Source organism: Streptomyces sp. ISL-12 (assembly GCF_018614415.1).
Classification (GTDB): domain Bacteria; phylum Actinomycetota; class Actinomycetes; order Streptomycetales; family Streptomycetaceae; genus Streptomyces.
In genome coordinates, this window is sequence record NZ_JAGGOO010000021.1 from 1 (window position 1) to 26,462 (window position 26,462).

Below are 26,462 nucleotides of genomic sequence, written 5' to 3' on the forward strand. Positions count from 1 at the left end.
GGACAAGTCCCGCCGATGTCCTGCGTCCTGATCCAAACGACAGGCCCTAGGAGCCGCGGCGCGAACAGATCGGCCGGCCGCACGACCAGGTCGTCGCGGGCCTGCGAGCCCGGAGGCCGACCCCGGCGTCGAGGGCCTAACCGGCGCAGAGGGTCAGGCCCTCGGGGGTGTAGCAGGGGACGTGGCCGTGGGTGCGGGTGACGTCCTGGCCGTTGCCCCGGGTCAGGTAGGTCAGGAAGCTGGAGGCCAGGGAGTCGGCCGGCGGGCTGCCGTAGGTGTAGGCGTACTCGATCTCGCGGTACGGGTAGTCGCTGGTGCCGTGCTCGATGGCGTCGACGGAGGGCGGGTCGCCGTCGAGGCTGAGGCGGCGTACGCCTTCGACGCGGCCGGCCAGGTTGAGTTCGCTGTAGCCGATCGCGCCGGAGAGTTCGGCGACGGTCGACAGGACCTGGTCGGTGGAGTCGAGTTCGCAGCGGACGAAGTCGATCGACGGGTCGTCCTTGTGGACGCAGTCGAGGGAGGAGTTGGCGATCTCGCCCCGGCCCAGCACCCGGCGCTGGAGGACCTGTCTGGTGCCCGAGTCGGCGTCCCGGCTGACCAGCCGTACCTGCAGGTCCGGGCCGCCCAGCTCGCGCCAGTTGGTGATCTCGCCGCTGAACAGGCGGCGTACGTCGGCCGTGGAGAGGTTGTCGTCGGGCAGCCGCACGCTGTCGTTGACGACCAGGGCGAAGACCGACACCGCCACCCGGTTCTCCCGCAGTTCCGGCATCCCGCTCGGTTTGGGGCCGTCGGAGAGGGCCACCACCGGCGGGGAGCCGTGCTCCGCCTGCTCGCCGGCCGCCGCCAGCTCCCGTATGCCCGAGGTGGAGCCGCGCGTGTCCACCACGATCTCGGTCTCGTCCTCGGCGCAGTCCCGTTCGTACTTGTCGGCCGCCTCCCGCAGGACGGGGGCGAAGGCCGTGGAGCCGATGAGGGTCAGCCGGCCGCTCTCGCAGCCGATCGGGGGGCGGGTGTCGTCCTGGGCGACGACGATCGCGGCCAGCGTGACCACGCACACGGTGAGCATGATGGTGATCAGCCGGGCGGCGCGGCCGAACAGCGGCGGGGTGTCGTCCGGGGTCGCGCTGCGGTTGGGGTGGACCTCGCCGTCCCGCAGGCCGCCGGTCAGCCGGATCTCGCTGCCCACGTCGCCGCCGGAGAGCAGGACGAGCAGTTTGAAGTGGTCGCCGCGGTTGAGGGGGACGCGGGGGACGCGCAGGGTGTTGCCCTCGTAGCCGAAGCCGCGGCCGGCGGTGAAGTGGTCCATCAGATGGCTGGTGTCGGACGGCTGGGTGACCGAGACGCCGCGGATGGTGCGGTCGGTGAAGACCGCGGTCAGTCCGTGCGGTTCGGGGCCGGTGTAGTCGTCGCGGTCGATGCCCTGGGAGCCGTCGTTCTCGACGCGGAGGAGGACCAGGGTGGCGTCCGTCATCCCCGGGGTCTCGTCGAACAGGCCGAGGCGGCGGTTGAGGCGGCCGGAGCGGGCGTCGTCACCGATCGGGTTGTCCATCTGGACGCGGTAGCCGATCCTTTTTCGGCGCGGCACCCGCCGTTCGAACCACAGCATGACGCCCGAGGCGACGATGCCGAGGACCGCCGTGGCCACGGCGATCAGGTTTTCCGCGCTCAGCCACTGCACTCCGGGCCCCCGCCGTTGAGCGTCGTCCTATGCGATCGTCCGGTCACCGTACGGCTGTACGAGCGGCTCCGCCGGGCCGCGTCGTATGTTGTTCACGCCCGTGAGCAATAGTTCGCCCGTTGTTCACGCGCTGCTCTTTTGAGCGGCGTGTGAACAGGGTTGGCGTTGTTGCTCACTCTCGGGAAAAGGTGAGTTTCTTCCCGTCGCTGGTGAGTACGCGCTCCAGCCGGCCGTCGGGCAGCAGGGTGGCCTCGGAGGCGGAACCCGGGGTGCAGGACGAACTCGGCTCCCCGACCGTCACCTCGGACGGCCCGAACCGCAGCGGCCCGTCACCACCGGGATCGGCCGCCAGCTCGGCCTGGAACACACAGTGGTACGTGTCGCCGTCGGCCACCAGGGAGAGCACGGTGTCGCCCACCTCGCCCTGCTGGACGGTCAGCCGCCGCCGGTGGGTGCCCGTGGCGTTGTCGATGGTCGTGGTCCAGGTGCCCAGGTACTCCGCCGGAACCGCGCCGTCCTCCGCCGCCGGGGCGGTCGTCGGTCCGGCCTCGGCGGACGGCCCGGTGGTGTCGGGGGTGTCGGAGGTTCCGGGGCCGGGTGTGGAGGACACGGTCACGGCCGGCCCCGGGCGGGCGCGCCCGTCGGCCCTGCCGTCGTCGCCGTCACCGTTCATCAACGCGTACACCGAGCCACCGGCGGCCAGCGCGACGACCAGCGCGACCGCGACCAACAGCACGGTGGAGGGCCCTCGCCGGGCCGGTTCCCCCGACGGGGCGGCGGACGGAGTGACGAACGGCGGGGCCGCCCCGTGCGGCGGCTGCGGATATCCGTACCCGTAGCCGGGCACGGGCGGTGATACGGGCGGGCTCTGGCCCGCGGCCACCGTCGGGAGGTGGTTCACCGGCGCACCGGCACCGGGCTGCCCCGGCTGCCCATACTGCCCCGGCTGCCCGGGCTGCCCGGGCGGAGGCGGGCCGGACGTACCGCCCCACGCGCCCCCGGCACCCGGCGGCCCCGCCGAGTACGGTCCCGGCGGAGCGGCCCCCGGCGCGGACCCGCCGGGCGCGGCGTCACCCCCGGTCCACCCCGGCGCCTCCGGCCCACCAGCCACCGGCGCCGGACCACCGGCACCGGGGACACCGGCACCGGGGACACCGGCCCCCGCCGCCCCCGGCGCCGGTGTTCCGGCCACCGGCGCGACACCACCGGACGCGACGCCAGGCACGGCACCGGACACGACGCCGGACACGGCACCGGACGCGACCCCGGACACGGCACCACCCCCGGCCGCCCCCAGTGCCGCCCCCCGGGACACCCCCCGCGCACCGGCCGTCGGTGCGGGTGCGCGGCCCGGCGTCGGGGGGCCGGCGGCCTCCGGGTCCTCGGTGTCCAGCAGCCCTGCCGCGTGCCGCCCCAGCTGCGCCACCAGCGCCCCCGGCAGCCAGGGGTCGCGGGAGCGGCCGTCGGCGACGGTGTCCCGCGCGCCCGTGCGGGCCAGGACGGCGTCCAGGGAGGGCCGCGCGGCCGGGTCCTTCCGCAGGCACGCGCCGACCAGGTCCGCGATGCCCTCCGGCACACCGGTCAGGTCCGGTTCCTCCTGCGCGATGCGGAACATCAGGGCGTGCACACCACTGTCGGCCGTGCCGAACGGAAGCGCCCCGGTGGCGGCGTAGGCCAGGACCGAGCCGAGGCAGAAGACGTCGCAGGCGGGCGTGAGAGGCTCGCCGCGGACCTGCTCGGGTGCCATGAAGCCGGGCGAGCCGACGAGCGCGCCGGTGAGGGTCACTCCCACGTCGGTCCCGCTCTCCAGGGCGCGGGCGATCCCGAAGTCGATGACGCGGGGGCCGTCGATGGTGACCAGGACGTTGGACGGTTTCAGGTCGCGGTGCACGATCCCGGCGGCGTGGATGTCCCCCAGCGCGTGGGCCAGCCCGGCCCCGAGAACCCGTACCGACCGCTCGGGCAGCGCCCCGTGGTCGTGCCCGACCACCTGCTGGAGGCTGGGCCCGGCCACGTACCCGGTGGCGACCCACGGCACGGCGGCCTCGGTGTCGGCGTCCAGGACCGGCGCCGTCCAGTACCCGCCGACCCGCCGGGCCGCCCCGACCTCCTGCCGGAACCGTTCCCGGAACTTTTCCCGCTCCGCCAGTTCCTCGCGCACCAGCTTCACCGCGACCGTACGGCCCCGGTCCGACCGGGCCAGATAGACCCGCCCCATGCCGCCCGCACCGAGCCGCGCCAGCAGCCGGTAGGCGCCGATGCGCCGCGGGTCCCCCTCCGCGAGCCTCTCCACCGTCGCGCCGCCTTCCCCCGGACCGTCCCTGTACATGAGCAACAGGCCGAGGATAGTGCGGAGTTGGCGGTGGGGACGGTCGCACGGCGTCGACGGTTCCGTAACAGATCGTACGGAGCCGGAGACGGACGGTCGTCGACATCCTGTCGCGCGACGGCCCGGCCGGCAGACACGACGCCGATACCGCCGCCGTCCCCCGGCCGCCTACCCTCGCCCGCATGACCCCTCAGCACGACAGCCCCGACCCCCGTACCGGCGCCGCCGTCAAGGCCGCCGACCGCGCGCACGTCTTCCACTCCTGGTCCGCGCAGGAACTCATCGACCCGCTCGCCGTCGCGGGCGCGGAGGGTTCCTGCTTCTGGGACTACGACGGCAAGCGCTACCTCGACTTCACCAGCGGCCTCGTCTTCACCAACATCGGCTACCAGCACCCGAAGGTCGTCGCCGCGATCCAGGAGCAGGCGGCGCGGATGACGACGTTCGCGCCCGCCTTCGCCGTCGAGGCGCGCTCGGAGGCGGCGCGGCTGATCGCCGAGCGGACCCCCGGCGACCTCGACAAGATCTTCTTCACCAACGGCGGCGCGGACGCCGTCGAGCACGCGCTGCGGATGGCGCGGCTGCACACGGGCCGGCCCAAGGTGCTCTCCGCGTACCGCTCCTACCACGGCGGCACCCAGCAGGCGGTCAACGTCACCGGCGATCCCCGGCGGTGGGCGTCCGACAGCGGCACGGCGGGGGTCGTGCACTTCTGGGCGCCGTTCCCGTACCGCTCGCGCTTCTACGCCGAGACCGAGGAACAGGAGTGCGCGCGGGCGCTGGAGCACCTGGAGACGACGATCGCCTTCGAGGGGCCCGGGACCGTCGCCGCGGTCATCCTGGAGACGATCCCGGGGACGGCCGGGATCATGGTGCCGCCCGCCGGTTACCTGGCCGGGGTCCGGGAGATCTGCGACAAGTACGGGATCGTGTTCGTCCTGGACGAGGTGATGGCCGGGTTCGGGCGGACCGGTACGTGGTTCGCGGCCGACCTGTTCGGCGTCGTGCCGGACCTGATGACCTTCGCCAAGGGCGTGAACAGCGGATACGTGCCGCTCGGCGGGGTGGCGATCTCCCCCGCGATCGCCGAGACCTTCGCCGAGCGGCCCTACCCGGGCGGTCTGACCTACTCCGGGCACCCGCTGGCCTGCGCCGCCGCCGTCGCCACGATCGGCGTGATGGCCGAGGAGGGCGTCGTCGAGCACGCCGCCCGGCTCGGCGCCGAGGTCGTCGGCCCCGCCCTGCGGGAGCTGGCCGGGCGGCACCCGAGCGTGGGGGACGTACGCGGCACCGGCATGTTCTGGGCGCTGGAGCTGGTGCGGGACAAGGAGACGCGGGAGCCGCTGGTTCCGTACAACGCGACCGGACAGGCCAACGCCCCGATGGCCGCGTTCGCCGCCGCCGCGAAGGCGCACGGGCTGTGGCCCTTCGTGAACATGAACCGCACCCATGTGGTGCCGCCCTGCAACGTGAGCGAGACGGAGCTGAAGGAGGGCCTGGCGGCACTGGACGCGGCACTGTCGGTCGCGGACGGGTACACCGCGTGAGGCGCCCGTGAACGCGTAAGGTGGCGTGCTCGTACACATATACGCGCACACATACACGCGCACACCTGTACGCGCACGCCGCCCGAACGCGATGAGGAGACGCCCGACCATGCCCGGCCCCAGCGGCAACGGTGCCGTGACGCGCAGCACCCTGCGGCAGCAGATCGCCGACGCGCTCCGCGACGAGGTGCTGGCCGGACGGCTCCAGCCGGGGCAGGAGTTCACCGTCAAGGAGATAGCCGAGCAGTACGGGGTCTCCGCGACGCCCGTGCGCGAGGCGCTGGTCGACCTGTCCGCGCAGGGGCTGCTGGAGGCCGACCAGCACCGCGGCTTCCGGGTCCACGAGTACTCCGTCGCCGACTTCCGCGGCATGGTCGAGGCCCGGCGCCTGGTCAGCGACGGGATGTTCCACGCCTGCGCGGCCGGCCTCCGGAACGCGGCGCCCGGCGACGAGCAGCGGCTGACCGCCGCCCTGGCGGGGGTACGGCGCCGCGGCGAGGAGGCCCAGCGCGCCGCCACCGCCGGGGACCTCACCGTCCTCATCGGCTACGACCTGCGGTTCTGGCGGGAGCTGGCGGCCGTGTACGGCAACCCGTACCTCGCCGACTTCCTGCACCGGCTGCGCGTGCAGAGCTGGGTCTGCACGGTGCAGCACCTGCGCCGGCTCAGCGATCTGCGGGGCACCCTGTGGTCCGGTCACACGGAGCTGGTCGACGCGCTGGTCCGGCGGGACACCGAGGCGGCCCGCGCGCTCGTCACGGCGTACAACACGCACGCGCTCACGCTGGTGGAGCGGCTCGCCGCCGGATGACCACGGTGGCGTGGGCCGGGGGCGCGGGTGGGGGGCGCGCGCCTGGGTATGGGATGGGCACGAGGGCCCCCGCCCGGGGAGCCGCCCTCCGGCCGGACCGACTACCCTGCCCTGCACCACCGTGCTGTGTGAGGAGCCCTCTTTTGGCCTGTGACCTGTGGCTGGTACCGCTCGTCGACGTGTTGTGCCACACCCCGGACAATCCCTTCGCCGAGGAACTCGCGCAGTACGACAAGGTGCTGGCCGAGGCCGGGCTGCCGCCGGTACCGGTGTTCGCGTACATGCCGGGGCTGACCGGCGAGGTCGCCCCGGTGGCCGGCTTCGACTACGACGCGCTGCACTTCCTGCGCCGCGCCCACCTGCTCCAGCTCTGCGGACTGCCGGTGACGCCGGTGGACGAACTCGGCGGCGACTACGAGCAGTTGCTGGAGATGTTCGAGGCCACGGCCCAGCAGTCGCACCTGGTCTGGCACTACGACCACGCCGGTGCCTACGTCCCCGTCGACTTCCCGCACCCCCTGGCCAACGACGAACTGCTGGCCGGCGGCGGCCCGCTCGGCTCCTCCCACGCCCTGCTGCGCGAACTGGAGTCCGTGGCGCCGTCCCTCGGCATCGACCCGGCCAATCCCCCGGCGGCTCCGCAACAGCCCGCCGGGCCGACCGAGTTGGAGGAGCCGGCGGCGCCGGCCCCGTACGACCCCAGCCCGTTCGCGCGGGAGCGGCACGTGTGGCTGGGGCTGCACGCGGCGGCCACCCGGAGCCTGGCGCAGGGGTCGATGATCGTCTTCAGCTGACGCCGGAGGTCCGGCCGAGCTGGGCCAGGCCCTTCTGCAGATCCTCTCCGTTCATGACCGGGCACACCTCGACCTCGGCGTTGAACTGGGTGAAGAACGGTTCGCCGGTGGCGGGCAGATCGGAGCTGTCCGCCATGTCGAAGACCAGCAGGGCGGTCCGCCGGCCGCCCAGGGGGCCGAAGTAGGCCGCCTCGGGGCGGAGGTGGTCGAGGGCGTCCTTCATCAGTTCGGGCATCTTCCCGCTGCGGATGGCCTCGTTCGCCTTCTCCGTGTCCAGCGTCGCCTTGAGTATCACGCGCATCGCACTCACCTTCTTCTGTCGTCGATACGCGGCTCTTCCTCAAGGCTATGCCCGTGACCGCTGTGCCCGTCACCGCTGCGGCACCGCTGTGCCCGTCACCGCTGCGGCACCGCTGTGCCCGTCACCGCTGCGGCACCGCTGTGCCCGTCACCGCTGTGGCACCGCTGTGCCCGTCATCCGATCAGCGAGACCTCCGGCGGCCACAGCACCCCGGCCGCCAGCAGCAGCGACGGCCCCAGGTGCACGGGGCACACCCGCAGCGGCGCGAGCCCGTGCCGGGCGACCTCGAAACGGGCCGGGTCCGCGCAGTCACCGGGGTCGCCCTCGGCGCCGTAGGGACCCTGACAGGTGAGGGTCATGCTCCGATACGACACCGCGACCGCGCCCGGCGCCCGTCGAAGGGGGCCGAACGCGGTCGCGGCGACGGTGTACGCCTACAGGAAGGAGTTGACCTCGATCGTCTCGTCCCGGCCCGGACCCACGCCGATCGCGGAGATCGGGGCGCCGGACATCTCCTCCAGGGCCTTGACGTAGTTCTGCGCGTTCTTCGGCAGGTCGTCGAAGGACTTGGCCTTGGTGATGTCCTCCGACCAGCCCGGCAGCGTCTCGTAAATGGGCTTCGCGTGGTGGAAGTCGGACTGCGAGTAGGGCAGCTCCTCGACCCGCTTGCCGTCGATCTCGTACGCCACGCAGACCGGGATCTGCTCCCAGCCGGTGAGGACGTCGAGCTTGGTGAGGAAGAAGTCGGTCAGGCCGTTGACCCGGGTCGCGTAGCGGGCGATCACCGCGTCGAACCAGCCGCAGCGCCGGTCACGTCCGGTCGTCACGCCCCGCTCGCCGCCGATGCGGCGCAGCGCCTCGCCGTCCTCGTCGAACAGCTCGGTCGGGAACGGGCCGGCGCCGACGCGGGTGGTGTACGCCTTCAGGATGCCGATGACCCGGCTGATCTTCGTCGGGCCCACGCCGGCGCCGGTGCAGGCGCCGCCCGCGGTCGGGTTGGACGAGGTGACGAAGGGGTACGTGCCGTGGTCGATGTCGAGCAGGGTGCCCTGGCCGCCCTCGAAGAGGACCACCTTGTCGTCCTCCAGCGCCTGGTTGAGGACCAGGACGGTGTCGGCGACGTACGGGCGCAGCTTCTCCGCGTAGCCCAGCAGCTCCTCGACCACCTGGCCGGTGGCGATGGCGCGGCGGTTGTAGAGCTTGGTGAGCATCTGGTTCTTGACGTCCAGCGCCGCCTCGACCTTCTGGGTGAGGATCGACTCGTCGTAGAGGTCCTGGACGCGGATGCCGACGCGGTTGATCTTGTCGGCATAGGTCGGGCCGATGCCACGGCCGGTGGTGCCGATCTTGCGCTTGCCGAGGAAGCGCTCGGTCACCTTGTCGACGGTGACGTTGTACGGCGTGATGATGTGAGCGTTGCCGCTGATCAGGAGCTTGGACGTGTCGACGCCACGCTCGTTCAGACCGCTCAGCTCGGAGAGCAGGACCGACGGGTCGACGACGACGCCGTTGCCGATGACCGGCGTGCAGCCGGGGGAGAGAATCCCGGAAGGGAGCAGGTGGAGGGCGTACTTCTGGTCACCCACGACTACCGTGTGGCCGGCGTTGTTGCCGCCCTGGTAGCGCACCACATAGTCGACGGATCCACCGAGCAGGTCCGTCGCCTTTCCCTTGCCTTCGTCACCCCACTGAGCACCGAGCAGCACAAGTGCGGGCACGCGCGTACACCCCTTCCGGGCGGGGCATGTCCAAGGTCGAGGGCATACGTGTCACGGCTCGTGCCTCGTACACACGGCTCATGGCTCGTACACCCGCGACCTTCGTCGGCCGCGACCCGTCGGACCGGATGCCCCGGAATAGACGAAGCCCCTGGCGCAATCGCGCAAGGGGCTCTTGCACAAAGATGCTACCCGAGGAAGCGAGGCATGGCCGAGGTGGCGACTTCCGCGCGATCTTCCGCGACGCCCGATCAGCTCCTGGTGGTCATCGATCCGGTCGCCCGGCGGACCGACGGCGAGTCCGTCCGGATCGCGAAAGACGTGCTCAGAGCGGGTGCGGCGCATACGAAGGTGTGTCTGCCGGACGATCCGGAGGAGTTCGCCCGGGTGCTGGAGCGGCGGGGGTCGCGGCGGCCGGTGGTGATCGGTGACGACCGGTCGCTGCTGCGCACGGTGGCCCTGCTGCACCGGGGCCGCGAGTTGGCCGGATGTGCGCTGTCGCTGGTGCCGGTCGGCCCGGAGCTGGAGCTGTGCCGCTCGCTCGGGGTGCCGTCGGGGGCGGTGGCGGCGGCGCGGGCGGTGCTGGACGGGGTGGAGCAGCGGCTGGACCTGATGGTCGACGACAGCGACGGGGTGGTGCTGGGGGCGGTGGGCATCCCGCCGCTGGCGCCGCGCCCGGCGGGCCCGTCGCGTCCGCCGCGCCCGACGCGCCCCTCGCGCCCGCCGGTGGCGCCGCCCGGGGACGCCGGGGCGGCGGACGGCCGTACGGCCGACGGGGCGGCGGTGCGGCTGCCCTGGCTGCGGACCTGCCAGTCCTTCGTACGGACGCTGGCGCATCCGCGTCCGGCGCGGGCCGCGTCGCTGCCGGGGAGCGGTCCGGCGCGGCTGCGGGTGGAGGTCGACGGGGTGACGCTGGTGGATCTGGACCAGCCGGTGGAGGGCGTGTCGCTGACGCCGGGCGCCCCGGGGACGGCCGAGGTGGAGGTGCGGCCGGTGTCGGTCGGCGCGGCGGCGTCCCCGCTGACGGCGCGGGGGCGGACGGTCACCGTCTCGGGGGCGCACTTCCGGTACCGGGCGGACGCGGTGGAGTCGGGGCCGGTGGGGACGCGGACGTGGACGGTACGGGAGGGGGCCTGGGGGCTGACGCTGCCGGCGCGGTGAGGGTCAGGAGGCCTTGAAGCCGTCGGGTACATCCAGATCGTCGAGGGCGTCCAGCAGTTCCTCGAAGCCCTGGGACTCGGTACCGCTCATCGTCGGTCGCTCCGCCATGACAGTCATGATGCGCCCTCCCCTTGATGCGAACCAGTCGCGACTCAGCGCATCCGGACGGTCACAGCCCCGTCACCCGAACCGTTCCTCCCGATGCACCCGCCACCGCTCCATCATCGCCGCGATCTCCCCGTCGACGAACTCGAAGAAGGCCAGCGTCTCCGCCAGCCGCCGCCCCGCCGGGGTGTCGGCGCCGAGGCCGGCGACGCCCTCCCCCAGGGCGGCCTCCCACCGCTTGATGACGGCCTCGCGGTTGGTGAGCGCCTCGTACCACTGGTCGCTGTGCACCCGGTACCGCTCCCGCCGCGAGCCGGGCTCACGCTCGCGCGACACCATGTGCTGCTGGGAGAGGTACCGCACGCCGCCGGAGACGGCGGCAGGGCTGACCTTGAGCTGTTCGCCGAGTTCCGCCGAGGTCAGCGCGCCCGCGTCGGAGGCCAGCAGCGCGGCGAAGATCCGGGCCGGCATCCGCTGCATGCCGGCCTCGACGAGCTGCGCGGCGAAGCCCTCCACGAACCGTGACACGACCTCGGGGTCGCGGCCCTCTCCTCCCGGGGATTCTTCCGTCATCTCTCGATCATCTCGCACGTCCGACAGTCTTGACGGTTCCTTAACTTCACAACTTTCTGAAGGAAGCGTACTTTCCGAAGTATGACGAAGGCAATCAGCGTCTCGGGGCTCCACAAGTCCTTCGGGCGCACGCACGCGCTCGACGGCCTCGACCTGGACGTTGCCACCGGCGAGGTGCACGGCTTCCTCGGCCCCAACGGCGCCGGCAAGTCCACCACCATCCGGGTCCTGCTCGGCCTGCTCCGCGCCGACTCGGGCACCGCTCGCATCCTCGGCCGCGACCCCTGGTCGGACGCGGTGGAGGCGCACCGCCGGATCGCGTACGTCCCCGGCGACGTGACCCTGTGGCGCAACCTCTCCGGCGGCGAGGTCATCGACCTGTACGGCCGGCTGCGCGGCGGCCTCGACAGACGGCGCCGCGCGGAGCTGACCGACCGCTTCGAACTCGACCCCACCAAGAAGGGCCGCACCTACTCCAAGGGCAACCGGCAGAAGGTCGCCCTGGTCGCCGCGTTCGCCTCGGACGTCGACCTGCTGATCCTCGACGAGCCGACCAGCGGCCTCGACCCGCTGATGGAGGAGGTCTTCCAGCGGTGCGTGCGCGAGGAACGGGACCGGGGGCGCACGGTCCTGCTCTCCTCCCACATCCTCAGCGAGGTCGAGGAGCTGTGCGACCGGGTCAGCATCATCCGCAAGGGCCGGACGGTGGAGAGCGGTTCGCTGGCCGACCTGCGGCACCTGACCCGGACCAGCGTCACCGCCGAGCTGGCGGGCGCCCCGGACGGGCTGTCCGCGCTCCCCGGCGTGCACGGCCTCGACGTCCGGGGCCGCCGGGTGCGCCTCCAGGTCGACACCGACCACCTCGACGCCGTACTCCGCTCGCTCGCCGGGTCGGGCGTCCGCTCCCTGACCTCGACACCGCCCACGCTGGAGGAACTCTTCCTGCGCCACTACCAGGAGGCCTGATGTCCGCCCTCGCCGGCACCGGCACCCTGCTGCGCTTCGCCCTGCGCCGGGACCGCGTCCTGATCCCGGTCTGGGTCGGCGTGAACGCCCTGATGGCCCTCTCCATGCCCCGCACCCTCGACAGCATGTACCCCACCCCCGCCGGACGCGCCGACCTGCTCGGCCAGGTGGCGGCCAACTCCTCCCTGCGCGCCATGGTCGGCCCCCTCTTCGGCGACTCGCTCGGCGCGCTGACGGCCTGGCGGGTCGGCGTGTACGCCGGCGCCGTCGCGGCCGTGATGAGCCTGCTGATCGTGGTCCGGCACACCCGGGACGAGGAGGAGAGCGGCCGGGACGAGCTGCTGCGGGCCGGGGCGGTGGGCCGCCGCGCCCCGCTGACGGCGGCCCTGCTGGCGGCGGCGGTCGCCAACGCCGCCCTCGCGCTGCTGCTGGCGGCCGGACTGGCCGGGCAGGGCACGGCGGGCGCGGTCGCCTTCGCGCTGGGCGTCGCGGGCACCGGCATGGTCTTCGCGACGACGGCGGCGATCGCCGCGCAGCTCACCGAGAGCGCGCGGCTGGCCCGGGGTCTGACGGCGGCGGCCCTGGGCGCGGCCTTCGTGTCGCGGGCGGCCGGCGACTCGGCGGCGACGGACGGATCGTCGGCGCTGACCTGGGTCTCGCCGCTGGGCTGGCTGGAGAACCTCCGGGCCTTCGCGGACGAACGGTGGTGGGTGCCGGCGCTGCTCGCCGGCGCGGCACTGGCCCAGACGGCGGTGGCGTACGGACTGACCGCCCGCCGGGACGTCGGCATGAGCTTCCTGCCGACCCGGCCGGGACCGGCGCACGGCCGCCTCGGCACGGCGGGCGCGCTGGCCTGGCGGCTCCAGCGGGGCGGCGTACTGGGGTGGAGCACCGGCTTCCTCGCCGCCGGGGTGGTCTTCGGCGGGATGACCGAGGGGGCGGCGGATCTCCTCACCGACAACGAGGGAAGCCGCGAGATCCTCGAACGGATGGGCGGTCAGGGCGCGCTGACCGACACGTTCGTCGCCGCGATGACCGGGGTCCTGGGCCTGGTCGCCGCGCTGTACGTGGTCTCGTCGGTGCTGCGGCTGCACGGCGAGGAGGCCTCCGGCCGGGCGGAACCCGTGCTCGCCGGGGCCGTGGGACGGCTGCGGTGGGCCGCCGGCCACCTGGTGATCGCCTTCGGCGGCGCGGCGCTCGTCCTGCTGCTCGCGGGTCTCGGATACGCCCTCGGCTACGGCCAGGACCCCGGCCCGGTCCTGGCGGCCTGCCTGGTCCAGGTGCCGGCGGTGTGGGTGATCGGCGGCGCGGCGGTCCTGCTGCACGGGCTGCTGCCGCGCGCGGCACCGGCGGCCTGGGCCGTGGCCGGAGCGGCCCTGCTGCTCGGCTGGATCGGCCCCGCGCTGAACGTACCGTCCGCCGTCCTGGACCTCTCCCCCTACGGCCACCTCCCCAAGCTCCCGGGCGCCCCCTTCACCTGGACCCCGGTCACCGCACTCCTCGGCATCACGGCGCTGCTGGTGGGGGCGGGACTGGCCGCCCTGCGCCGACGGGACACGACGAGCTGAGGCCGCCACTCAGGTCAGGAGACTCAGGTCAGAAGACTCAGCTCAGGAGACCGCCACCCGCAACCCCTCCAGCCCCCGGATGACGAAGTTGGGCTTGCGTTCCGGTTCGGTGGTGAGGGTGAGGGTGGGGGCCTGTTCGAGGAGGGCGGTGAGGGAGGCGGCCAGTTCGATACGGGCCAGAGGGGCGCCGATGCAGTAGTGGATGCCGGCGCTGAAGGAGATGTGGGGGTTGTCGCGGCGGGTCAGGTCGAGCCGCCCGGGGTCGGTGAAGACCGCCGGGTCGTGGTTGGCGGAGCCGAAGAGCAGCGCGACCTCCGCGCCGCGCGGGATCGTCGTCCCGTCGATCTCGATCTCGTCCAGCACCCACCGTTCGAAGAGCTGGAGCGGGGTGTCGTAGCGCATCAGCTCCTCCACGGCCGTGGGGACCAGGGAGTGGTCCGCGCGGAGGGCGGCCAGCTGGCCGGGGTTCTGGAACAGCGCGTGCCATCCGTTGACGGTGGCGTTCACCGTCGCCTCGTGGCCGGCGTTCAGCAGCAGGACGCAGGTCGAGATCATCTCCTGCTCGGTGAGGCGGTCGTCGTCCTCGTCGTGCGCGGCGATCAGGCCCGAGATCAGGTCGTCGCCGGGGTCCTCGCGACGGGCCGCGATCAGTTCGCGCAGGTAGTCGGAGAACTCCACCGACGCGCGCACCGCCCGCTCCGCCGTCTCCTCCGACGGGTTCAGCTCGTACATCCCGCAGATGTCGGCCGACCAGGGGCGCAGCGGGGCCCGGTCCGCCTCCGGGATGCCGAGCATCTCGGCGATCACGGCGACGGGGAGCGGCTCGGCGATGTCGGTGAGCAGATCGCCGCCGCCGGCCTCGACGAGCCGGGCCACCAGGTCGTTCGCCAGGCCGTGCACGTACGGCTTGAGCCGCTCGACCGTGCGCGGCGTGAACGCCTTCGACACCAGGCGCCGGATACGGGTGTGGTCCGGCGGCTCCAGGTCCAGCATGCCGTGGTCGTTGAGGGTGTGGAACGGCTCGTGTTCCGGCGGGGGCGGCGTGCGGCCGAAGTCCTCGTGCGAGAAGCGGTGCTGGTACGTGCGCCCCAGCCGCCGGTCCCTCAGCAGCGCGGAGACGTCCGCGTGGTGCGGGACCAGCCACTGGTCGGTGGGCTCGTAGTAGAGGACCCGCCCCCGGGCGCGCAGCTCGGCGTAGGCGGGGTAGGGATCGGCGACGAACGCCGGGTTCCACGGGTCGAACGCGAGGTCGGATTGAGCCGTCATGAACGGACGATACGGCGCCGGCGCCCTGCGGCGCAGCTTCAGACGCCGTCCTTGTGACCGTTCTCGGTGAGCAGCTTCTTCATGCTCTTGTGGGCCGGTGCGGCCTTCTTGTTGTCCTCGTCGTGGAACTGCCTGAGGTACTGGATCAGCACGCTCACGCACGTGTCGCGTTTGTCGTACTCCGCGTTGTCGACGAGCCGGCAGTCCCTGGAGATCTCCCTCGTCACCCCGTCCGAACCGGTGTACAGGGGGTGCCAGATCATCTGCACGTTCGGGTTCAGCCGCCGGACTTCATGGAGGTGCGGGACTTCCAGCCTGATGAGGATGCTGTCCGGTTCGTAGGCCCGCACGAAGATGTGCACCGGGCCGGTGGCGAGCGACACGTACGCCTTGGACAGGATGTTCCACATCGGCCCGGTCAGTTTCCATTCCGGGTGCAGTTTCAGGACGTTGAGCACGCTCCCGATCCGGGTCTGCGCCAGCGGGGTGTGGCCCTTCTGCCACGCGTACTCGCTGACCTCGATGCCGCCGGCCCACAGCGCCATGGTCGGCGTCTTCAGTTCCAGGTGCTTGGTCATGAGCTTGACGAACTCGTGGTACCACGAGTTCGTCGCCCGGATCTCGCGCTGAGCCTGGCGGTCACTCGTCCTCGCCGCGGCCTCGTCGTTCAGCGCGCCCTGCGAGTCGACTCCGCCGAGCAGGAGTTGCCAGGCGGCGTCGGCCTCGTCATCGGGGATGCCCGCGGCCTTCGTCAGCTTCTCGTACGTCGCCCACTCGGGGTGCTGCTGGGGCCTCGTGGCGTAGTGCTCGCTCAGGGGGTCGGTCGCGCGCTGCACCCAGCGGGTCGCCGCCGCGTTCCCCGCGCGCTGCTGTAACGCGGTCATCCCTGTGAGGGGTAACGGCCCTTGCCCAGGGGCAGGGTCCGTAGCCGTCCGCGCCCTCGTGTCCCTCTGGTGTTCGTGCATGCTTCGCCCGTCCTTCCTCGCGATGTCACCGAGCCCGAGCCTAGGGGCGACAGCGGTGACGGAGGAGGTACGGGAGGGCAGCTCCAAAGGTATTCACATGCCTTCAGGCCGGACGTCATGCCTCCGGCCAGGGGCCGCGTTTGAGTGCTTCGGTGAAGGCGGCGAACGAACGGGCGGGAACGGTCAGGGTGGCGCGGGCCGGCGCTTTGGAGTCGCGGATGGATATGTGGGTCTCCGACCCCTCGATCTCGACACAGGCGTCGCCGTCGCCACCGCCCGAATAGGTGGACTTACGCCAGCTCATCACAGCTCCTTCGTCAGCCGGTGAATGAAATCCCGGGTAGCGGCCGAGTCGAGCGCAGCGTCCCGCACCCTCTGGTACAGCGTCCGAAGCTGCTCCAGCCGAGGCTGAGAATCGATGTACGCGGCACCGGTGGGAGCATCCCTGATGGCCGTGTCCAACTGCGGCACCGGGCCTCCCAAGTAGAGCATGGAGGCTCCAGCCCCGGCGAAACCCTCGCGCTCGAACGGGACGACACGCACGGACGTTTGGCCCGCCTCGATCTTGTCGAGGACGAACCGGAGTTGAGTGAGGGATGACCGGCGGTCGGCCACATGCACACGCAGGGCGAACTCGTGCACGATCGTCTCGTACGGGGTCGGGTTGTCGCGCTCGATGACAGCCTTGCGCTTCATCCGGTGGTCCACACGCAGTGCCACTTCGTCCTCCGACAACTCGGGCCGCGTGTAGGTGAACACCGAGCGGGCGTAGTCAGCGGTCTGCAACAGGCCCGGCACGTAATGGATCACCACCTCGCGCAAGTACGTCGCGTGGTGCTCGGCCTCGGCGACATCCAGGAACACCGCCGGCAGTACACCCCGGCTCTCCTCCCACCACCCCTGAGTCCGGTCGGTGGCCATCGCGACGAGCGCCTCGGTCAACGCCTCGTCCGCGCAGCCGTAGATGGCCGCAAGCCGACGCACACGCTTGGCGCTCACACCTACGGCGCCGGACTCGATCTGGCTCATCTGGACCGCGTCCGCCTCCAGCAGTGCGGCGGCCTCCTTGGCCGACAGGTCCGTCGCCTCGCGTAGTTTGCGCAGCTCAGCACCCAATCTCATCCGTCGGGCGGTGAGATTCCTTTTCGGCGGCAACGGCGCCTCCTTGCCTCAACTCCGCAGCGATCGTCCCTCGTTTGAGCGCCAGAATACGACAGCGGGTTGCTATTTCCTAAGCATAGGAAATACCGTCAGTGACGCCACACGCACTCTGCGCATTAGTAGGGGGCTTGGAAGCGCACCGCTCTGTCCTGCTCTGACGGCTGCGGCAATGACACCGCGCCCCACCGAACGCACCGAACGCACCGAACGCACCGAACGGAGCTTCCGTATGTACATGTCCGAGAACGAGCCCTGGGAGTACTCCCTCTACATCCCGAACGATCCCCGTGCCGTCACCGTCAGTCGGCGTACCCTCCGGCTGATCCTCACCCTGCACGGGCTGATCGGGCTCGTCGACGTCGCGGAGTTGCTCGCGGCCGAGCTGGTCACCAATGCCGTGCTGCACACCAAGGGGCCGGCCGCGCTGCGGGTGCGGTGGGCTGGTGGGGTGTTGCGGATCGGGGCGTGGGACGCGGACCCCACACCACCGCCTGCCGCCATGGACGTGCCCGGTGCCGACGAGGAGGACGGCAGAGGGCTCGCCCTGGTCCGGGCCTGCTCCGACCTCTGGGGCTGGCAGCCCCTCTCCCGGTTCGGGAATCGCGGAAAGTACGTGTGGTGCCAGCTAGGTCAGCCACAGAAAAACCTGAGCACATCCCCCTCCCCTGTCACCTCCTCGCTCACCTGAGCAAGGAGGTGACATCAGCAGGCACAGTGCTCACGTTTTTCTGCCGACGGTATGTCACCCCGGCGTCACCAACCGGGCCTCGTAGGCGAACACCGCCGCCTGGGTGCGGTCCCGCAGGCCCAGTTTGACCAGGATGCGGCTGACGTGGGTCTTGATGGTCGACTCGGCGACGACCAGGCGCCCGGCGATCTCCGAGTTCGACAGGCCCTGCGCGATCAGCACCAGTACCTCCGTCTCCCGTTCGGTCAGGTCGCCGTAGGCCGCGTGGGCCGAGGGCATCATGCGCGGGGCCTCGGAGAGTTTGGAGAACTCGGTGATCAGGCGGCGGGTGACGGACGGGGCGAGCAGTGCCTCGCCGGATGCCACCACCCGCACGCCGTCCGCCAGTTGGCGGGCCGACGCGTCCTTCAGCAGGAAACCGGACGCGCCCGCGCGCAGCGCCTGGTACACGTACTCGTCCAGGTCGAAGGTGGTCAGGACCAGCACCTTCGACGTCGTGTCGGCCGCGACGATCTCGCGGGTCGCCTCGATGCCGTTCAGTTCCGGCATGCGGATGTCCATCAGGACGACGTCCGGGGCGAGTTCGCGGACCTTGGCGACCGCCTCGCGGCCGTTGACCGCCTCGCCGGCGACCTCGATGTCCGGCATCGCGTTCAGCAGGACCGAGAAGCCCTCCCGCACCATCATCTGGTCGTCGGCGATCAGTACGCGGATGGTCATACGTCGTCCTCGCTCGTGAGCGTCACCGGGACCGGCAGGAAGACCGTCACCTCGTAGCCGCCCTCGTCGGTCGGGCCGGCCGTCATCTCGCCGTTCAGCATCGACACCCGCTCCCGCATGCCGGTCACCCCGTGCCCGGCGCCCGGAGACGGCTTGACCAGGGACGTCGCGGGCGTCGGGCCGTTGACGACCCGCAGGCCGAGGCCGCCCAGGACGTAGGACACCTCCACCCGGGCGCTCGCGCCCGGCGCGTGCCGCAGCGTGTTGCTCAGGGCCTCCTGGACGATGCGGTACGCCGACAGCTCGACACCGGGCGGCAGTTCGCGCATCGCGCCGGTGACGGCCTTCGAGACGTCGAGGCCCGTGTCGCGGACGTTGGCCAGCAACGCGTCCAGGTCGGCCAGGGTGGGCTGCGGGGCGTCCGGGGCCTCGTAGTCCTCGGCGCGGACCACGCCCAGGACACGGCGGAGTTCGGTGAGCGCGGCCACCGCGTTCTCGCGGATCGTGGCGAAGGCCCGCTCCAGCTCCTCCGGCGGGTTCTCCACCCGGTAGGGCGCCGCCTCGGCCTGGATGGCGACCACCGACATGTGGTGGGCGACCACGTCGTGCAGCTCGCGGGCGATGGTGGTGCGCTCCTCCAGCAGCGTACGGCGGGACCGTTCGTGGGCCGTCACCGTCCGCTGGGCGATCACCTCCTGCCGGGCCTCGCGGCGGACGTGCCGCACGGCGACCACCAGCAGGACCAGGGCGGTGACCACCAGCAGCGGACCGCTGTTGGAGTTGTAGTAGTCCCAACCGAGGAGGGTGTCCGCGCCCAGGCTGTACACGGCGGTCAGGACCCACATCCACGCCGCCGTACGCGGCCGGGTCCGCAGCGCCACCACCGTCAGCACGATCAGGTGGCAGGCGAAGCTGCCGGGCGCCCACGGCCACATGTCCCACCGGTCGGCGAACAGGGCGGTGATCGGCGCGGCGATCAGTGAGCACCAGAAGGCACCGACGGGGCGGACCAGGAGCAGCAGGATCGGGACCACCGCGAGGGCGCCGTTCAGCAGCCGCCGCGCGTTGTCATGACCGTAGACCTCGGTGCCGCCGATGGCCATGGCCAGCAGCCCGGCCGCCAGCAGCACGGCGTGCGGGGCCCATCCCGCGTACTCCCGCAGCCGTCCGGGCAGCCGCCGGGTCAGCGGGCCGTCGACGCGCCGCCGGGGCAGCGGCCGGTAGGCGAAGGCGTCCTCGATCAGGTCCTGCCGCAGCCCGCGCAGGGCGCTCGCGGCGAGCCGGACCTCCGGGGTGCCTGGCGTGGAAGGCGGTGTCTGGGTCGTCTCGGTCACGTACAGAACCGTAGGGGGCGCGGGACCGGGCCGTCGTCCGCAGCGAGAAGGGTCCTTCCGGGTCCGTCTCAAGTACTACCGAGGTCAGAGACCCCTGGTATCCCGACGGCCGGACCAGCTCGCTCTCGTACGCGAACACCACCGCCCGCGTACGGTCGAGGTGGTTTCATGCCCGGTGCGACGCTCACCACGCCAGCTGGGCGATCTCCTCCGCCACCACCGCGCACGCGTCCGCCGCCGGGTCGATCAGCGGGAAGTGGCCGACGTCCTCCAGCAGCGTCACGCCCACCACCTCCCCGGCCTTGGCCGCCGCGTCGGCGTACGCCTCGGCGACCTCCTGCGGCACGGTCGTGTCGGTACGGCCCTGGACGAGGGTGGTCGCGATGCCGGTGGGCACCAGCAGCGCGGGGTCGGCGTACGGCACGCGGGCCGCGAAGTCGTCGTCGCCGCCCAGGAGTTGACGCACGGCGCCGCCGCACACGTCCAGCTTGTCGGCGACCGCGAAGTCGGCGATCGGGGCGAGGGCGACGACGCCCCGCAGCGGCGCGGGCCGGTCGGTGCGCCAGGGGGCGTCGGCGGGCAGCAGGTGCCGGGCCGCCGCCCACAGGGCGAGGTGGCCGCCCGCCGAGTGCCCGGTGAGCACCGTACGGCGCGGATCGGCGTCCGGCAGGTGCTCCTTGACCAGGGCGGGCAGGGCGTCGAGGGCCGCGGCCACGTCGTCGAAGGTGTCGGGCCAGCGACCGGCCACAGCCGGTCCCGCCGCACCCGGGTCAGCCGCACCCGGGTCAGCCGCAGCCGATGCCGCAGCCGGGTCCGCCGCGCCCCGCCGGTACTCGACGCTGGCCACGGCGAACCCGCGGCGGGCGAGGAAGGCCGCGAACGGACTGAGGTGCCGCCGGTCGTACGGGGCCCGCCAGGCACCCCCGTGCAGGGCCACCACCACGGGCGCCGGACCGCCCGGCCCGCCCCGGCCGCGCGGCGCGTAGAAGTCGATCACCTGGTCGGGCAGGCCGCCGTACGCGGCGCTGCTGTCGGGATCGACCGCCGGGTGCGAGAAGGCGGACCTCTCCTCCGCGTCGTTGCCCGCAGTGGTCTCCGGCATGCTCCAACCTCTCAGCGGCGTAACGGTGTTGGCCGGACGCTATCAGGCCCGTGACGTGCGTGAACACGGGGTTGTCACGCAGGGTGAGGGTGACCGGTCCCGGCGACGACCTCGCCCAGCACCCGCGCCGCCCGCTCCACGTCCGCGAACCCGACGTACAGCGGCGTGAAGCCGAACCGCAGGACGTCAGGGTGCCGGAAGTCACCGACCACCCCGCGTCCGATCAGCGCCTTCATCACGTCCCCGGCGCCGTCGCAGCGCAGCGCCACCTGGCTGCCCCGCTCGGCGTGCGCGACCGGCGTCAGGTTCCCGACCCGGCCGCCCGGCACGTACGCCTCGACGCAGCGCAGGAAGAAGTCGGTCAGCGCCAGCGACTTGGCCCGCACCGCCTCCACCGGCACGGTCTCCCACACGTCGAGCGCCGCCTCCAGCGCGAGCAGCGACAGGATGTCCGGCGTACCGACCCGCCCGCGCACCGCACCGGCGGCCGGGGTGTACGCGGAGGCCATCCCGAACGGCTCGGCGTGCGAGTTCCACCCCGGCAGCGGTGAGTCGAAGCGGTCCTGCAACTCCTCACGCACATACAGGTACGCGGGCGAACCCGGGCCGCCGTTCAGGTACTTGTACGTGCAGCCGACGGCCAGGTCGACGCCGTGCTCGTCCAGCCCGACCGGCAGCGCACCCGCGCTGTGGCACAGGTCCCACACGGCGTACGCCCCCGCCGCGTGCACGGCGGCGGTGAGTCCGGGCAGGTCGTGCAGCCGGCCGGTGCGGTAGTCGACGTGGTTGAGCAGCACGACGGCGGTCCGGTCACCGAGTGCCGAGGGCACCTCGGCCGGGGTCACCGGCCGCAGCGCGCACCCCGTCATCCGGGCCGCCGACTCGGCGATGTACCCGTCGGTGGGGAAGGTGGAGGCGTCGACGAGGATCTCGTCCCGCCCCTCCCCCGCCATCCGCACCGCCGCCACGACCGCCTTGAAGACGTTGACGCTGGTGGAGTCACCGACCACGACCTGTCCGGGCGCCGCCCCGACCAGCGGGGCGATCCGGTCGCCGACCCGCTCGGGCGCGGTCCACCAGCCGCTCTCCTCCCAGGACCGGATGCGCAGCTCGCCCCACTGCCGCCGTACGACGTCCTCGACGCGTCCCGGCACGTGCGCGGGCAGCGCGCCCAGCGAGTTGCCGTCCAGGTACACGACGTCGTCACCGAGCACGAACCGCTGCCGCAGTCCCGCCAGCCCGTCCGCCGCGTCCAGTTCCTGTGCGGCGCTCATCAGCTCAGACATACGACCTCGCCGTCCACAGCTCGGGGAACACGTTCTTGCGGGCCCGCTTCTCCAGCCAGGCCACCCCGGCGGAGCCGCCGGTGCCGGTCTTGGCGCCCATCGCGCGGCGGGTGGCGACCAGGTGGTCGTTGCGCCAGCGCCACACCAGCTCGGCGACATCGCTGAGCGCCTCGCCGAGCCGCACCAGCTCGCCGTCCTGGTCCCCGGCGTACACCGCCGCCCAGGCGGCCTCGACCTCGGGCGACGGCTCGTACGGCCGGGACACGTCCCGCCGCAGTACCGCCTCCGGAACGGCGTACCCGCGCCGCGCCAGCAGCCGGACCGCCTCGTCGTACAGGCTCGGCTCGTGCAGTGCCTTCTCCAGCTCGGCGTGGACGCGGGGGGTGCCGCGGTGCGGGACGAGCATGGACGCGGACTTGTCGCCGAGCAGGAACTCCATCCGGCGGTACATGGCCGACTGGAAGCCGGACCCCTCGCCGAGGGCGCCGCGGTAGGAGTTGAACTGGGCCGGGGTGAGCCCGGCCAGCGGCTTCCAGGAGGCGTTGAGGGCCTCCAGCTCCCGCACCGAGCGCTTCAGGGCGTCCTTCGCCACGTCGGTGCGGTCCTCGCGCAGGGCACGGGCCGCGGTCTCCCACTCGTGGACGATGACGGTGAACCACAGCTCCATGACCTGGGTGGTGACCAGGAAGACCATCTCTCCGGGGTCGTCGGAGAGGGTGTGCTGGAGATGGGTGAGCACGTCCGCCTTGACATAGTCCTCGTACGGCGTGCTGCCCGCGAAATCGAGGTTCGGGGCGTCGTGGGACATTTCTGTCTCCTGATGGCACTCCGGGTAGCGGTCCGCCCTGCCGTTACCGGCACGGGGCCCCGGTCCCCGAACCAGCATCTTCCGCAATCGTCCCAGGTACGCGCAAGGCCCGCCCCTGGGGACGGGCCCGAAAGGGATCGGCGCGGGGTCAGCCGAGGACGTCGGCCGCCTCCTGCGAGGAGTCGCGCAGGAACTGCGAGCAGCGCTCGTACTCCTCCTTCTCGCCGATCGCCTGCGCGGCGCGGGCGAGGGCGTGCAGGGCGCGCAGGAAGCCGCGGTTCGGCTCGTGCTGCCACGGCACGGGCCCGTGGCCCTTCCAGCCGTTGCGGCGCAGGGCGTCCAGGCCCCGGTGGTAGCCGGTCCGGGCGTAGGCGTACGACTCGACCACGCCGCCCCGCTCGAAGGCGTCGTCGGCGAGCTGCGCCCAGGCCAGCGAGGACGTCGGGTACCGGGCGGCGACCTCGGCGGGCGAGGTGCCGGCGGCGAGCAGCTCGCGCGGCTCGGGGTCGTCGGGGAGGTGGGTCGGGGGCGGTCCCCCGAGCAGGTTCTCGTGAATGGCCATGCGGTCCAGTCTGCGGCATGACGAGGGCCCGGCACCGCGAGGGTGCCGGGCCCGTCGTACGCGCGGGTTACTTGATGCGGGTGCCCGCGGAACGCAGGTGGCCGCAGGCCTCCACGACGCGCGCGGCCATGCCGGCCTCGGCCAGCTTGCCCCAGGTGCGCGGGTCGTAGGTCTTCTTGTTGCCGACCTCGCCGTCGACCTTCAGGACGCCGTCGTAGTTGGCGAACATGTGACCGGCGACCGGACGCGTGAAGGCGTACTGGGTGTCGGTGTCGAGGTTCATCTTGACCACGCCGTTGTCGAGCGCGGTGGCGATCTCCTCGGCGGTGGAGCCGGAGCCGCCGTGGAAGACGAAGTCGAAGGGCTTGCTGCCGGCCGGCTGACCGTACTTGGCGGCGACGCCCTCGTTCAGCTCCTTCAGCAGGTCGGGGCGGAGGACGACGTTGCCCGGCTTGTACACGCCGTGCACGTTGCCGAAGGACGCGGCGAGCAGGTAGCGGCCCTTCTCGCCCAGGCCCAGGGCCTCGGCGGTGCGCAGGGCGTCGTCGACCGTGGTGTAGAGGGAGTCGTTGATCTCGTGCGAGACGCCGTCCTCCTCACCGCCGGTCGGGGTGATCTCGACCTCAAGGATGATCTTGGCGGCGCGGGCCTGCTCCAGCAGCTCGGTGGCGATGGAGAGGTTGTCGGCCAGGGTCTCGGCGGAGCCGTCCCACATGTGGGACTGGAACAGCGGGCCCATCCCGGCCTGGACGCGCTTGGCGGAGAGCGCGAGCAGCGGACGCACGTACGTGTCCAGCTTGTCCTTGGGACAGTGGTCGGTGTGCAGCGCGATGTTCACGTCGTACTTCTCGGCGACGATGTGCGCGAACTCGGCCAGCGCGACCGCGCCGGTCACCATGTCCTTGTTGTGCTGGCCGCCCAGGAACTCGGCGCCGCCGGTGGAGATCTGGACGATGCCGTCGCTCTCCGCCTCCGCGAAACCGCGCAGGGCCGCGTGCAGCGTCTGGGAGGAGGTCACGTTGATGGCCGGGTAGGCGAACTTCCCCGCCTTCGCCCGGTCCAGCATCTCGTTGTAGACCTCGGGAGTTGCGATGGGCATGAGTCCGCTCCTTGATATGTGCGGGTGGGCTGTGTCGTGCGTGCGTGCTTACGGCCCTGACCTGGGGGCGACGTCATTGTCGGCCCCATCTTCCCAGACGGCTCAGGCCAGGCCCAGCTCGTCCTTGGAGAAGGCGAAGCGGTACGGCACACCCGCCCCCTCCTGGATCTTCTCGGCGGCACCGGTCGCCCGGTCGACGATGGTGACCACCGCGACCACCTCGGCACCGGCCTCCCGCACCGCCTCGACCGCGGTGAGCGGGGAGCCGCCGGTGGTGGAGGTGTCCTCGACGACCAGGACGCGGCGGCCGGCGATGTCCGGGCCCTCGACGCGGCGCTGCATGCCGTGCGCCTTGGCGGCCTTGCGGACGACGAACGCGTCCAGCCGCTTCCCGCGCGCGGCGGCGGCGTGCAGCATGGCGCCGGCCACCGGGTCGGCGCCCATGGTGAGCCCGCCCACCGCGTCGAACTCCAGGTCGGCGGTCAGGTCCAGGAGCACCTGCCCGACCAGCGGCGCGGCCTCGCCGTCCAGGGTGACGCGGCGCAGGTCGACGTAGTAGTCCGCCTCCAGGCCGGAGGAGAGCGTCACCTTGCCGTGCACCACGGCCTTGTCCTTGATCTGCTGCAGCAGCGCGCCGCGTACGTCACTCATGGGGCCAGCTTAAAGGCGCCGCCAGCTCCAGGTCGTCGTCGCCTCCAGCGGCTCCAGGGGCGTGACCAGGCGCGGGAGGGTGTTCAGCCCGTTGGGCGGCCCGGTCTGCGGCTCCACGCAGACGGCGGCCTCCTGCTCGTCGTACACGACGACCCATTCCTCCCGACTGGCCACCTTCAGCTCCAGCCGCTCGGGCCAGGTGAGGGTGACGTCGACGCCGTCGGGCATGCCGAAGCAGTCGTCCCAGGGGCCGGGGCGGGGGTCGATCCGCTTGCCGGTGGGGAGGTGGTCGGCGCCCCGTTCCTCCTGCCAGGCCGCGTCGAAGGCGATCTGGACGCCGTCGCTGTCGCCGAGGGTCCGGTTGAACCACGGGTGCCAGCCGAGCTGCGCCGGGAAGGAGGAGCCGTACGTCTCGATGGCCAGGGTGAGCGTCAGCGCGTCGGGCGCCAGCGCGATGACCTGGGTGAGGCGGGCCGGGTAGGGCCAGGGATCGCCGAGGTCGTACGTGATGACCGCCTCGTCGGCGGTGGCGCGGGCGGTGGTCCAGGCGCCGTCGCGGGCGGGGCCGTGGATGGCGTGCGGCGGGGAGTTCAGCGGCATCTGGTGCACGGTGGCGCCGTCCCGGAAGCGGCCGTCGCGGATGCGGCCGACCCAGGGGGCCATCGGGAAGCAGCCGTAGCGGTCGCCCTGGCGGAGCAGTTCCACGCCGTCGACGCGCAGCGAGCCGATCCGGCCGCCGTTGCCGGGCCGTACGGTCGCCTCCGCGCCGCCCGCGGTCAGAGTGATCTCTTCGTTACTCACGTTCCGACCCTACTGGGCGGGCGTGCCCCGCCTCAGCGGCGCCGGCGCAGGGCGCGGCCGACCACGATGGCCGAGGCGACGACCAGCGCGGCGGCGGGGGCGGCCCAGCGCAGCGGGGTACCGGAGGAGGCGGCCTGCGGCGCGGGCACGGGGGCGTACCGGCCGCGGGGCGGGGCGTGGTCGACCTCCTCGGCACTGCGGCCGATCATCGTGCGGCGGGCGTGGGCGGCTTCGGCGGGGGCTTCGGGGAGGGGGTCGGCGGGGGCTTCGGCGGAGGGCTTGTCGGAGGGTGGCTCGTCGGCGGCGGTGGGGAACTGCTCGGCGGCCGGGGGTTCGGCGGCGGGGGGTTCGGCGGCGGGGGGCTCGGTGGCCGACGGCTCGGCGGCCGGGGGCTCGGCGGCGGGCGGCGCGGCGGCCGGGGACTCGGCGGCCGGGGAGTCGACGGGCTGGGCCGCGACGGCCGGGCGC

The 26,462-nt window shown here is 72.4% G+C and carries 26 protein-coding genes and 1 pseudogene; 7 read left to right on the forward strand and 20 right to left on the reverse strand.

Annotated elements, in window-relative coordinates; translation table 11 throughout:
- Window positions 1–136 precede the first annotated feature (136 nt).
- Window positions 137–1,678, reverse strand: coding sequence for a substrate-binding domain-containing protein (locus J7I94_RS06185; RefSeq protein WP_215165736.1), 1,542 nt, complete (start codon window positions 1,676–1,678; stop codon window positions 137–139).
- Window positions 1,679–1,850: 172 nt separating this feature from the next.
- Window positions 1,851–4,007 carry a serine/threonine-protein kinase gene (locus tag J7I94_RS06190; RefSeq protein ID WP_251074744.1) on the reverse strand — a complete coding sequence of 719 codons (2,157 nt, stop codon included), beginning with the start codon at window positions 4,005–4,007 and terminating at the stop codon, window positions 1,851–1,853.
- Between the two features lie 182 nt (window positions 4,008–4,189).
- On the opposite strand from J7I94_RS06190, the gene J7I94_RS06195 reads away from it, so the two are divergent.
- The 3 genes from J7I94_RS06195 (at window position 4,190) to J7I94_RS06205 (ending at window position 7,159) form a co-directional block, all read left to right on the forward strand.
- A complete protein-coding gene (locus J7I94_RS06195; RefSeq protein ID WP_215165737.1) occupies window positions 4,190–5,554 on the forward strand; it encodes an aspartate aminotransferase family protein in 1,365 nt (454 codons plus the stop codon).
- Between the two features lie 109 nt (window positions 5,555–5,663).
- A complete protein-coding gene (locus J7I94_RS06200; protein ID WP_215165738.1) occupies window positions 5,664–6,365 on the forward strand; it encodes a GntR family transcriptional regulator in 702 nt (233 codons plus the stop codon).
- Window positions 6,366–6,508: 143 nt separating this feature from the next.
- Window positions 6,509–7,159: a hypothetical protein gene (locus J7I94_RS06205; protein ID WP_215165740.1), complete on the forward strand. Its 651-nt coding sequence runs from the start codon at window positions 6,509–6,511 to the stop codon at window positions 7,157–7,159.
- On the opposite strand, the gene J7I94_RS06210 is transcribed toward J7I94_RS06205, so the two are convergent.
- From J7I94_RS06210 to J7I94_RS06220, 3 genes are all read right to left on the reverse strand, one after another.
- Entirely contained in the window at window positions 7,152–7,460 is a 309-nt protein-coding gene (locus tag J7I94_RS06210; RefSeq protein ID WP_215165741.1) for a DUF3303 family protein, read from the reverse strand. The genes J7I94_RS06205 and J7I94_RS06210 overlap by 8 nt on opposite strands.
- 173 nt (window positions 7,461–7,633) lie before the next feature.
- Complete coding sequence (locus J7I94_RS06215; RefSeq protein WP_215165742.1) at window positions 7,634–7,819, reverse strand: hypothetical protein; 186 nt, start codon at window positions 7,817–7,819, stop codon at window positions 7,634–7,636.
- A 75-nt stretch (window positions 7,820–7,894) separates the two neighbouring features.
- Window positions 7,895–9,178 (reverse strand): adenylosuccinate synthase, encoded by a 1,284-nt coding sequence (locus J7I94_RS06220; protein WP_215165743.1) that lies wholly within the window; start codon window positions 9,176–9,178, stop codon window positions 7,895–7,897.
- A 207-nt stretch (window positions 9,179–9,385) separates the two neighbouring features.
- Here J7I94_RS06220 and J7I94_RS06225 point away from each other — a divergent pair, with 207 nt between their 5' ends.
- Complete coding sequence (locus tag J7I94_RS06225; RefSeq protein ID WP_215165744.1) at window positions 9,386–10,339, forward strand: diacylglycerol kinase; 954 nt, start codon at window positions 9,386–9,388, stop codon at window positions 10,337–10,339.
- Window positions 10,340–10,519: 180 nt separating this feature from the next.
- Here the strand turns inward: J7I94_RS06225 and J7I94_RS06235 are convergent, their stop codons facing one another.
- On the reverse strand, window positions 10,520–11,017 hold the full coding sequence (locus tag J7I94_RS06235) for a GbsR/MarR family transcriptional regulator (RefSeq protein WP_215165745.1): 498 nt from the start codon (window positions 11,015–11,017) through the stop codon (window positions 10,520–10,522).
- 81 nt (window positions 11,018–11,098) lie between these two features.
- Here J7I94_RS06235 and J7I94_RS06240 point away from each other — a divergent pair, with 81 nt between their 5' ends.
- Both J7I94_RS06240 and J7I94_RS06245 read left to right on the forward strand, forming a co-directional pair.
- Window positions 11,099–11,983: an ABC transporter ATP-binding protein gene (locus J7I94_RS06240; protein WP_215165746.1), complete on the forward strand. Its 885-nt coding sequence runs from the start codon at window positions 11,099–11,101 to the stop codon at window positions 11,981–11,983.
- On the forward strand, window positions 11,983–13,551 hold the full coding sequence (locus tag J7I94_RS06245) for an ABC transporter permease (RefSeq protein WP_215165748.1): 1,569 nt from the start codon (window positions 11,983–11,985) through the stop codon (window positions 13,549–13,551). The genes J7I94_RS06240 and J7I94_RS06245 overlap by 1 nt, the downstream gene beginning before the upstream one ends.
- Before the next feature lie 42 nt (window positions 13,552–13,593).
- Here J7I94_RS06245 and J7I94_RS06250 read toward each other — a convergent pair whose 3' ends face one another.
- The 4 genes from J7I94_RS06250 to J7I94_RS06265 form a co-directional block, all read right to left on the reverse strand.
- A complete protein-coding gene (locus J7I94_RS06250; RefSeq protein ID WP_215165750.1) occupies window positions 13,594–14,817 on the reverse strand; it encodes a cytochrome P450 in 1,224 nt (407 codons plus the stop codon).
- 38 nt (window positions 14,818–14,855) lie between these two features.
- Window positions 14,856–15,701, reverse strand: coding sequence for a hypothetical protein (locus J7I94_RS06255; protein WP_215165753.1), 846 nt, complete (start codon window positions 15,699–15,701; stop codon window positions 14,856–14,858).
- 196 nt (window positions 15,702–15,897) lie between these two features.
- The gene (locus J7I94_RS06260; RefSeq protein WP_215165755.1) at window positions 15,898–16,086 is read right to left on the reverse strand and encodes a DUF397 domain-containing protein; all 189 of its coding nucleotides are present in this window, start codon (window positions 16,084–16,086) and stop codon (window positions 15,898–15,900) included.
- A complete protein-coding gene (locus J7I94_RS06265; RefSeq protein WP_215165758.1) occupies window positions 16,086–16,904 on the reverse strand; it encodes a helix-turn-helix transcriptional regulator in 819 nt (272 codons plus the stop codon). The genes J7I94_RS06260 and J7I94_RS06265 overlap by 1 nt, the downstream gene beginning before the upstream one ends.
- Before the next feature lie 274 nt (window positions 16,905–17,178).
- Between J7I94_RS06265 and J7I94_RS06270 the strand changes: the two genes are divergently transcribed.
- A complete protein-coding gene (locus J7I94_RS06270; RefSeq protein ID WP_215165759.1) occupies window positions 17,179–17,631 on the forward strand; it encodes an ATP-binding protein in 453 nt (150 codons plus the stop codon).
- 54 nt (window positions 17,632–17,685) lie between these two features.
- On the opposite strand, the gene J7I94_RS06275 is transcribed toward J7I94_RS06270, so the two are convergent.
- The 10 genes and pseudogenes from J7I94_RS06275 to J7I94_RS38150 form a co-directional block, all read right to left on the reverse strand.
- Window positions 17,686–18,351 (reverse strand): response regulator transcription factor, encoded by a 666-nt coding sequence (locus J7I94_RS06275; RefSeq protein ID WP_215165760.1) that lies wholly within the window; start codon window positions 18,349–18,351, stop codon window positions 17,686–17,688.
- On the reverse strand, window positions 18,348–19,685 hold the full coding sequence (locus J7I94_RS06280) for a histidine kinase (RefSeq protein WP_215165761.1): 1,338 nt from the start codon (window positions 19,683–19,685) through the stop codon (window positions 18,348–18,350). Before J7I94_RS06280 ends, J7I94_RS06275 begins: the two co-directional genes overlap by 4 nt.
- A 184-nt stretch (window positions 19,686–19,869) precedes the next feature.
- Window positions 19,870–20,787 carry an alpha/beta hydrolase gene (locus tag J7I94_RS06285; protein WP_215165762.1) on the reverse strand — a complete coding sequence of 306 codons (918 nt, stop codon included), beginning with the start codon at window positions 20,785–20,787 and terminating at the stop codon, window positions 19,870–19,872.
- A 74-nt stretch (window positions 20,788–20,861) separates the two neighbouring features.
- Entirely contained in the window at window positions 20,862–22,073 is a 1,212-nt protein-coding gene (gene kynU / locus J7I94_RS06290; protein WP_215165763.1) for a kynureninase, read from the reverse strand.
- Entirely contained in the window at window positions 22,066–22,881 is an 816-nt protein-coding gene (locus J7I94_RS06295) for a tryptophan 2,3-dioxygenase family protein (protein ID WP_215165765.1), read from the reverse strand. The genes kynU and J7I94_RS06295 overlap by 8 nt, the downstream gene beginning before the upstream one ends.
- A gap of 148 nt (window positions 22,882–23,029) precedes the next feature.
- Entirely contained in the window at window positions 23,030–23,443 is a 414-nt protein-coding gene (locus J7I94_RS06300; RefSeq protein WP_215165767.1) for a DUF3151 domain-containing protein, read from the reverse strand.
- A gap of 67 nt (window positions 23,444–23,510) precedes the next feature.
- Complete coding sequence (gene fbaA, locus J7I94_RS06305; RefSeq protein ID WP_215165769.1) at window positions 23,511–24,542, reverse strand: class II fructose-bisphosphate aldolase; 1,032 nt, start codon at window positions 24,540–24,542, stop codon at window positions 23,511–23,513.
- Window positions 24,543–24,644: 102 nt separating this feature from the next.
- Window positions 24,645–25,193, reverse strand: a complete 549-nt coding sequence (gene pyrE / locus J7I94_RS06310) for an orotate phosphoribosyltransferase (RefSeq protein WP_215165771.1) — start codon at window positions 25,191–25,193, stop codon at window positions 24,645–24,647.
- A gap of 9 nt (window positions 25,194–25,202) precedes the next feature.
- A complete protein-coding gene (locus J7I94_RS06315; RefSeq protein ID WP_215165773.1) occupies window positions 25,203–25,994 on the reverse strand; it encodes an aldose 1-epimerase in 792 nt (263 codons plus the stop codon).
- Window positions 25,995–26,026: 32 nt separating this feature from the next.
- Window positions 26,027–26,462 (reverse strand): annotated as a pseudogene (locus J7I94_RS38150) (carbon monoxide dehydrogenase); the annotation flags it as partial.

Excerpts from the sequence above, each read along its gene's own strand:
- J7I94_RS06190 (WP_251074744.1), bottom strand. The coding sequence starts at position 4,007 with ATGTACAGGGACGGTCCGGGGGAAGGCGGCGCGACGGTGGAGAGGCTC.
- J7I94_RS06195 (WP_215165737.1), top strand. The coding sequence starts at position 4,190 with ATGACCCCTCAGCACGACAGCCCCGACCCCCGTACCGGCGCCGCCGTC.
- J7I94_RS06200 (WP_215165738.1), top strand. The coding sequence starts at position 5,664 with ATGCCCGGCCCCAGCGGCAACGGTGCCGTGACGCGCAGCACCCTGCGG.
- J7I94_RS06210 (WP_215165741.1), bottom strand. The coding sequence starts at position 7,460 with ATGCGCGTGATACTCAAGGCGACGCTGGACACGGAGAAGGCGAACGAG.
- J7I94_RS06215 (WP_215165742.1), bottom strand. The coding sequence starts at position 7,819 with ATGACCCTCACCTGTCAGGGTCCCTACGGCGCCGAGGGCGACCCCGGT.
- J7I94_RS06225 (WP_215165744.1), top strand. The coding sequence starts at position 9,386 with ATGGCCGAGGTGGCGACTTCCGCGCGATCTTCCGCGACGCCCGATCAG.
- J7I94_RS06235 (WP_215165745.1), bottom strand. The coding sequence starts at position 11,017 with ATGACGGAAGAATCCCCGGGAGGAGAGGGCCGCGACCCCGAGGTCGTG.
- J7I94_RS06240 (WP_215165746.1), top strand. The coding sequence starts at position 11,099 with ATGACGAAGGCAATCAGCGTCTCGGGGCTCCACAAGTCCTTCGGGCGC.
- J7I94_RS06245 (WP_215165748.1), top strand. The coding sequence starts at position 11,983 with ATGTCCGCCCTCGCCGGCACCGGCACCCTGCTGCGCTTCGCCCTGCGC.
- J7I94_RS06250 (WP_215165750.1), bottom strand. The coding sequence starts at position 14,817 with ATGACGGCTCAATCCGACCTCGCGTTCGACCCGTGGAACCCGGCGTTC.
- J7I94_RS06255 (WP_215165753.1), bottom strand. The coding sequence starts at position 15,701 with ATGACCGCGTTACAGCAGCGCGCGGGGAACGCGGCGGCGACCCGCTGG.
- J7I94_RS06260 (WP_215165755.1), bottom strand. The coding sequence starts at position 16,086 with ATGAGCTGGCGTAAGTCCACCTATTCGGGCGGTGGCGACGGCGACGCC.
- J7I94_RS06265 (WP_215165758.1), bottom strand. The coding sequence starts at position 16,904 with ATGAGATTGGGTGCTGAGCTGCGCAAACTACGCGAGGCGACGGACCTG.
- J7I94_RS06270 (WP_215165759.1), top strand. The coding sequence starts at position 17,179 with ATGTCCGAGAACGAGCCCTGGGAGTACTCCCTCTACATCCCGAACGAT.
- J7I94_RS06275 (WP_215165760.1), bottom strand. The coding sequence starts at position 18,351 with ATGACCATCCGCGTACTGATCGCCGACGACCAGATGATGGTGCGGGAG.
- J7I94_RS06285 (WP_215165762.1), bottom strand. The coding sequence starts at position 20,787 with ATGCCGGAGACCACTGCGGGCAACGACGCGGAGGAGAGGTCCGCCTTC.
- kynU (WP_215165763.1), bottom strand. The coding sequence starts at position 22,073 with ATGTCTGAGCTGATGAGCGCCGCACAGGAACTGGACGCGGCGGACGGG.
- J7I94_RS06295 (WP_215165765.1), bottom strand. The coding sequence starts at position 22,881 with ATGTCCCACGACGCCCCGAACCTCGATTTCGCGGGCAGCACGCCGTAC.
- J7I94_RS06300 (WP_215165767.1), bottom strand. The coding sequence starts at position 23,443 with ATGGCCATTCACGAGAACCTGCTCGGGGGACCGCCCCCGACCCACCTC.
- fbaA (WP_215165769.1), bottom strand. The coding sequence starts at position 24,542 with ATGCCCATCGCAACTCCCGAGGTCTACAACGAGATGCTGGACCGGGCG.
- pyrE (WP_215165771.1), bottom strand. The coding sequence starts at position 25,193 with ATGAGTGACGTACGCGGCGCGCTGCTGCAGCAGATCAAGGACAAGGCC.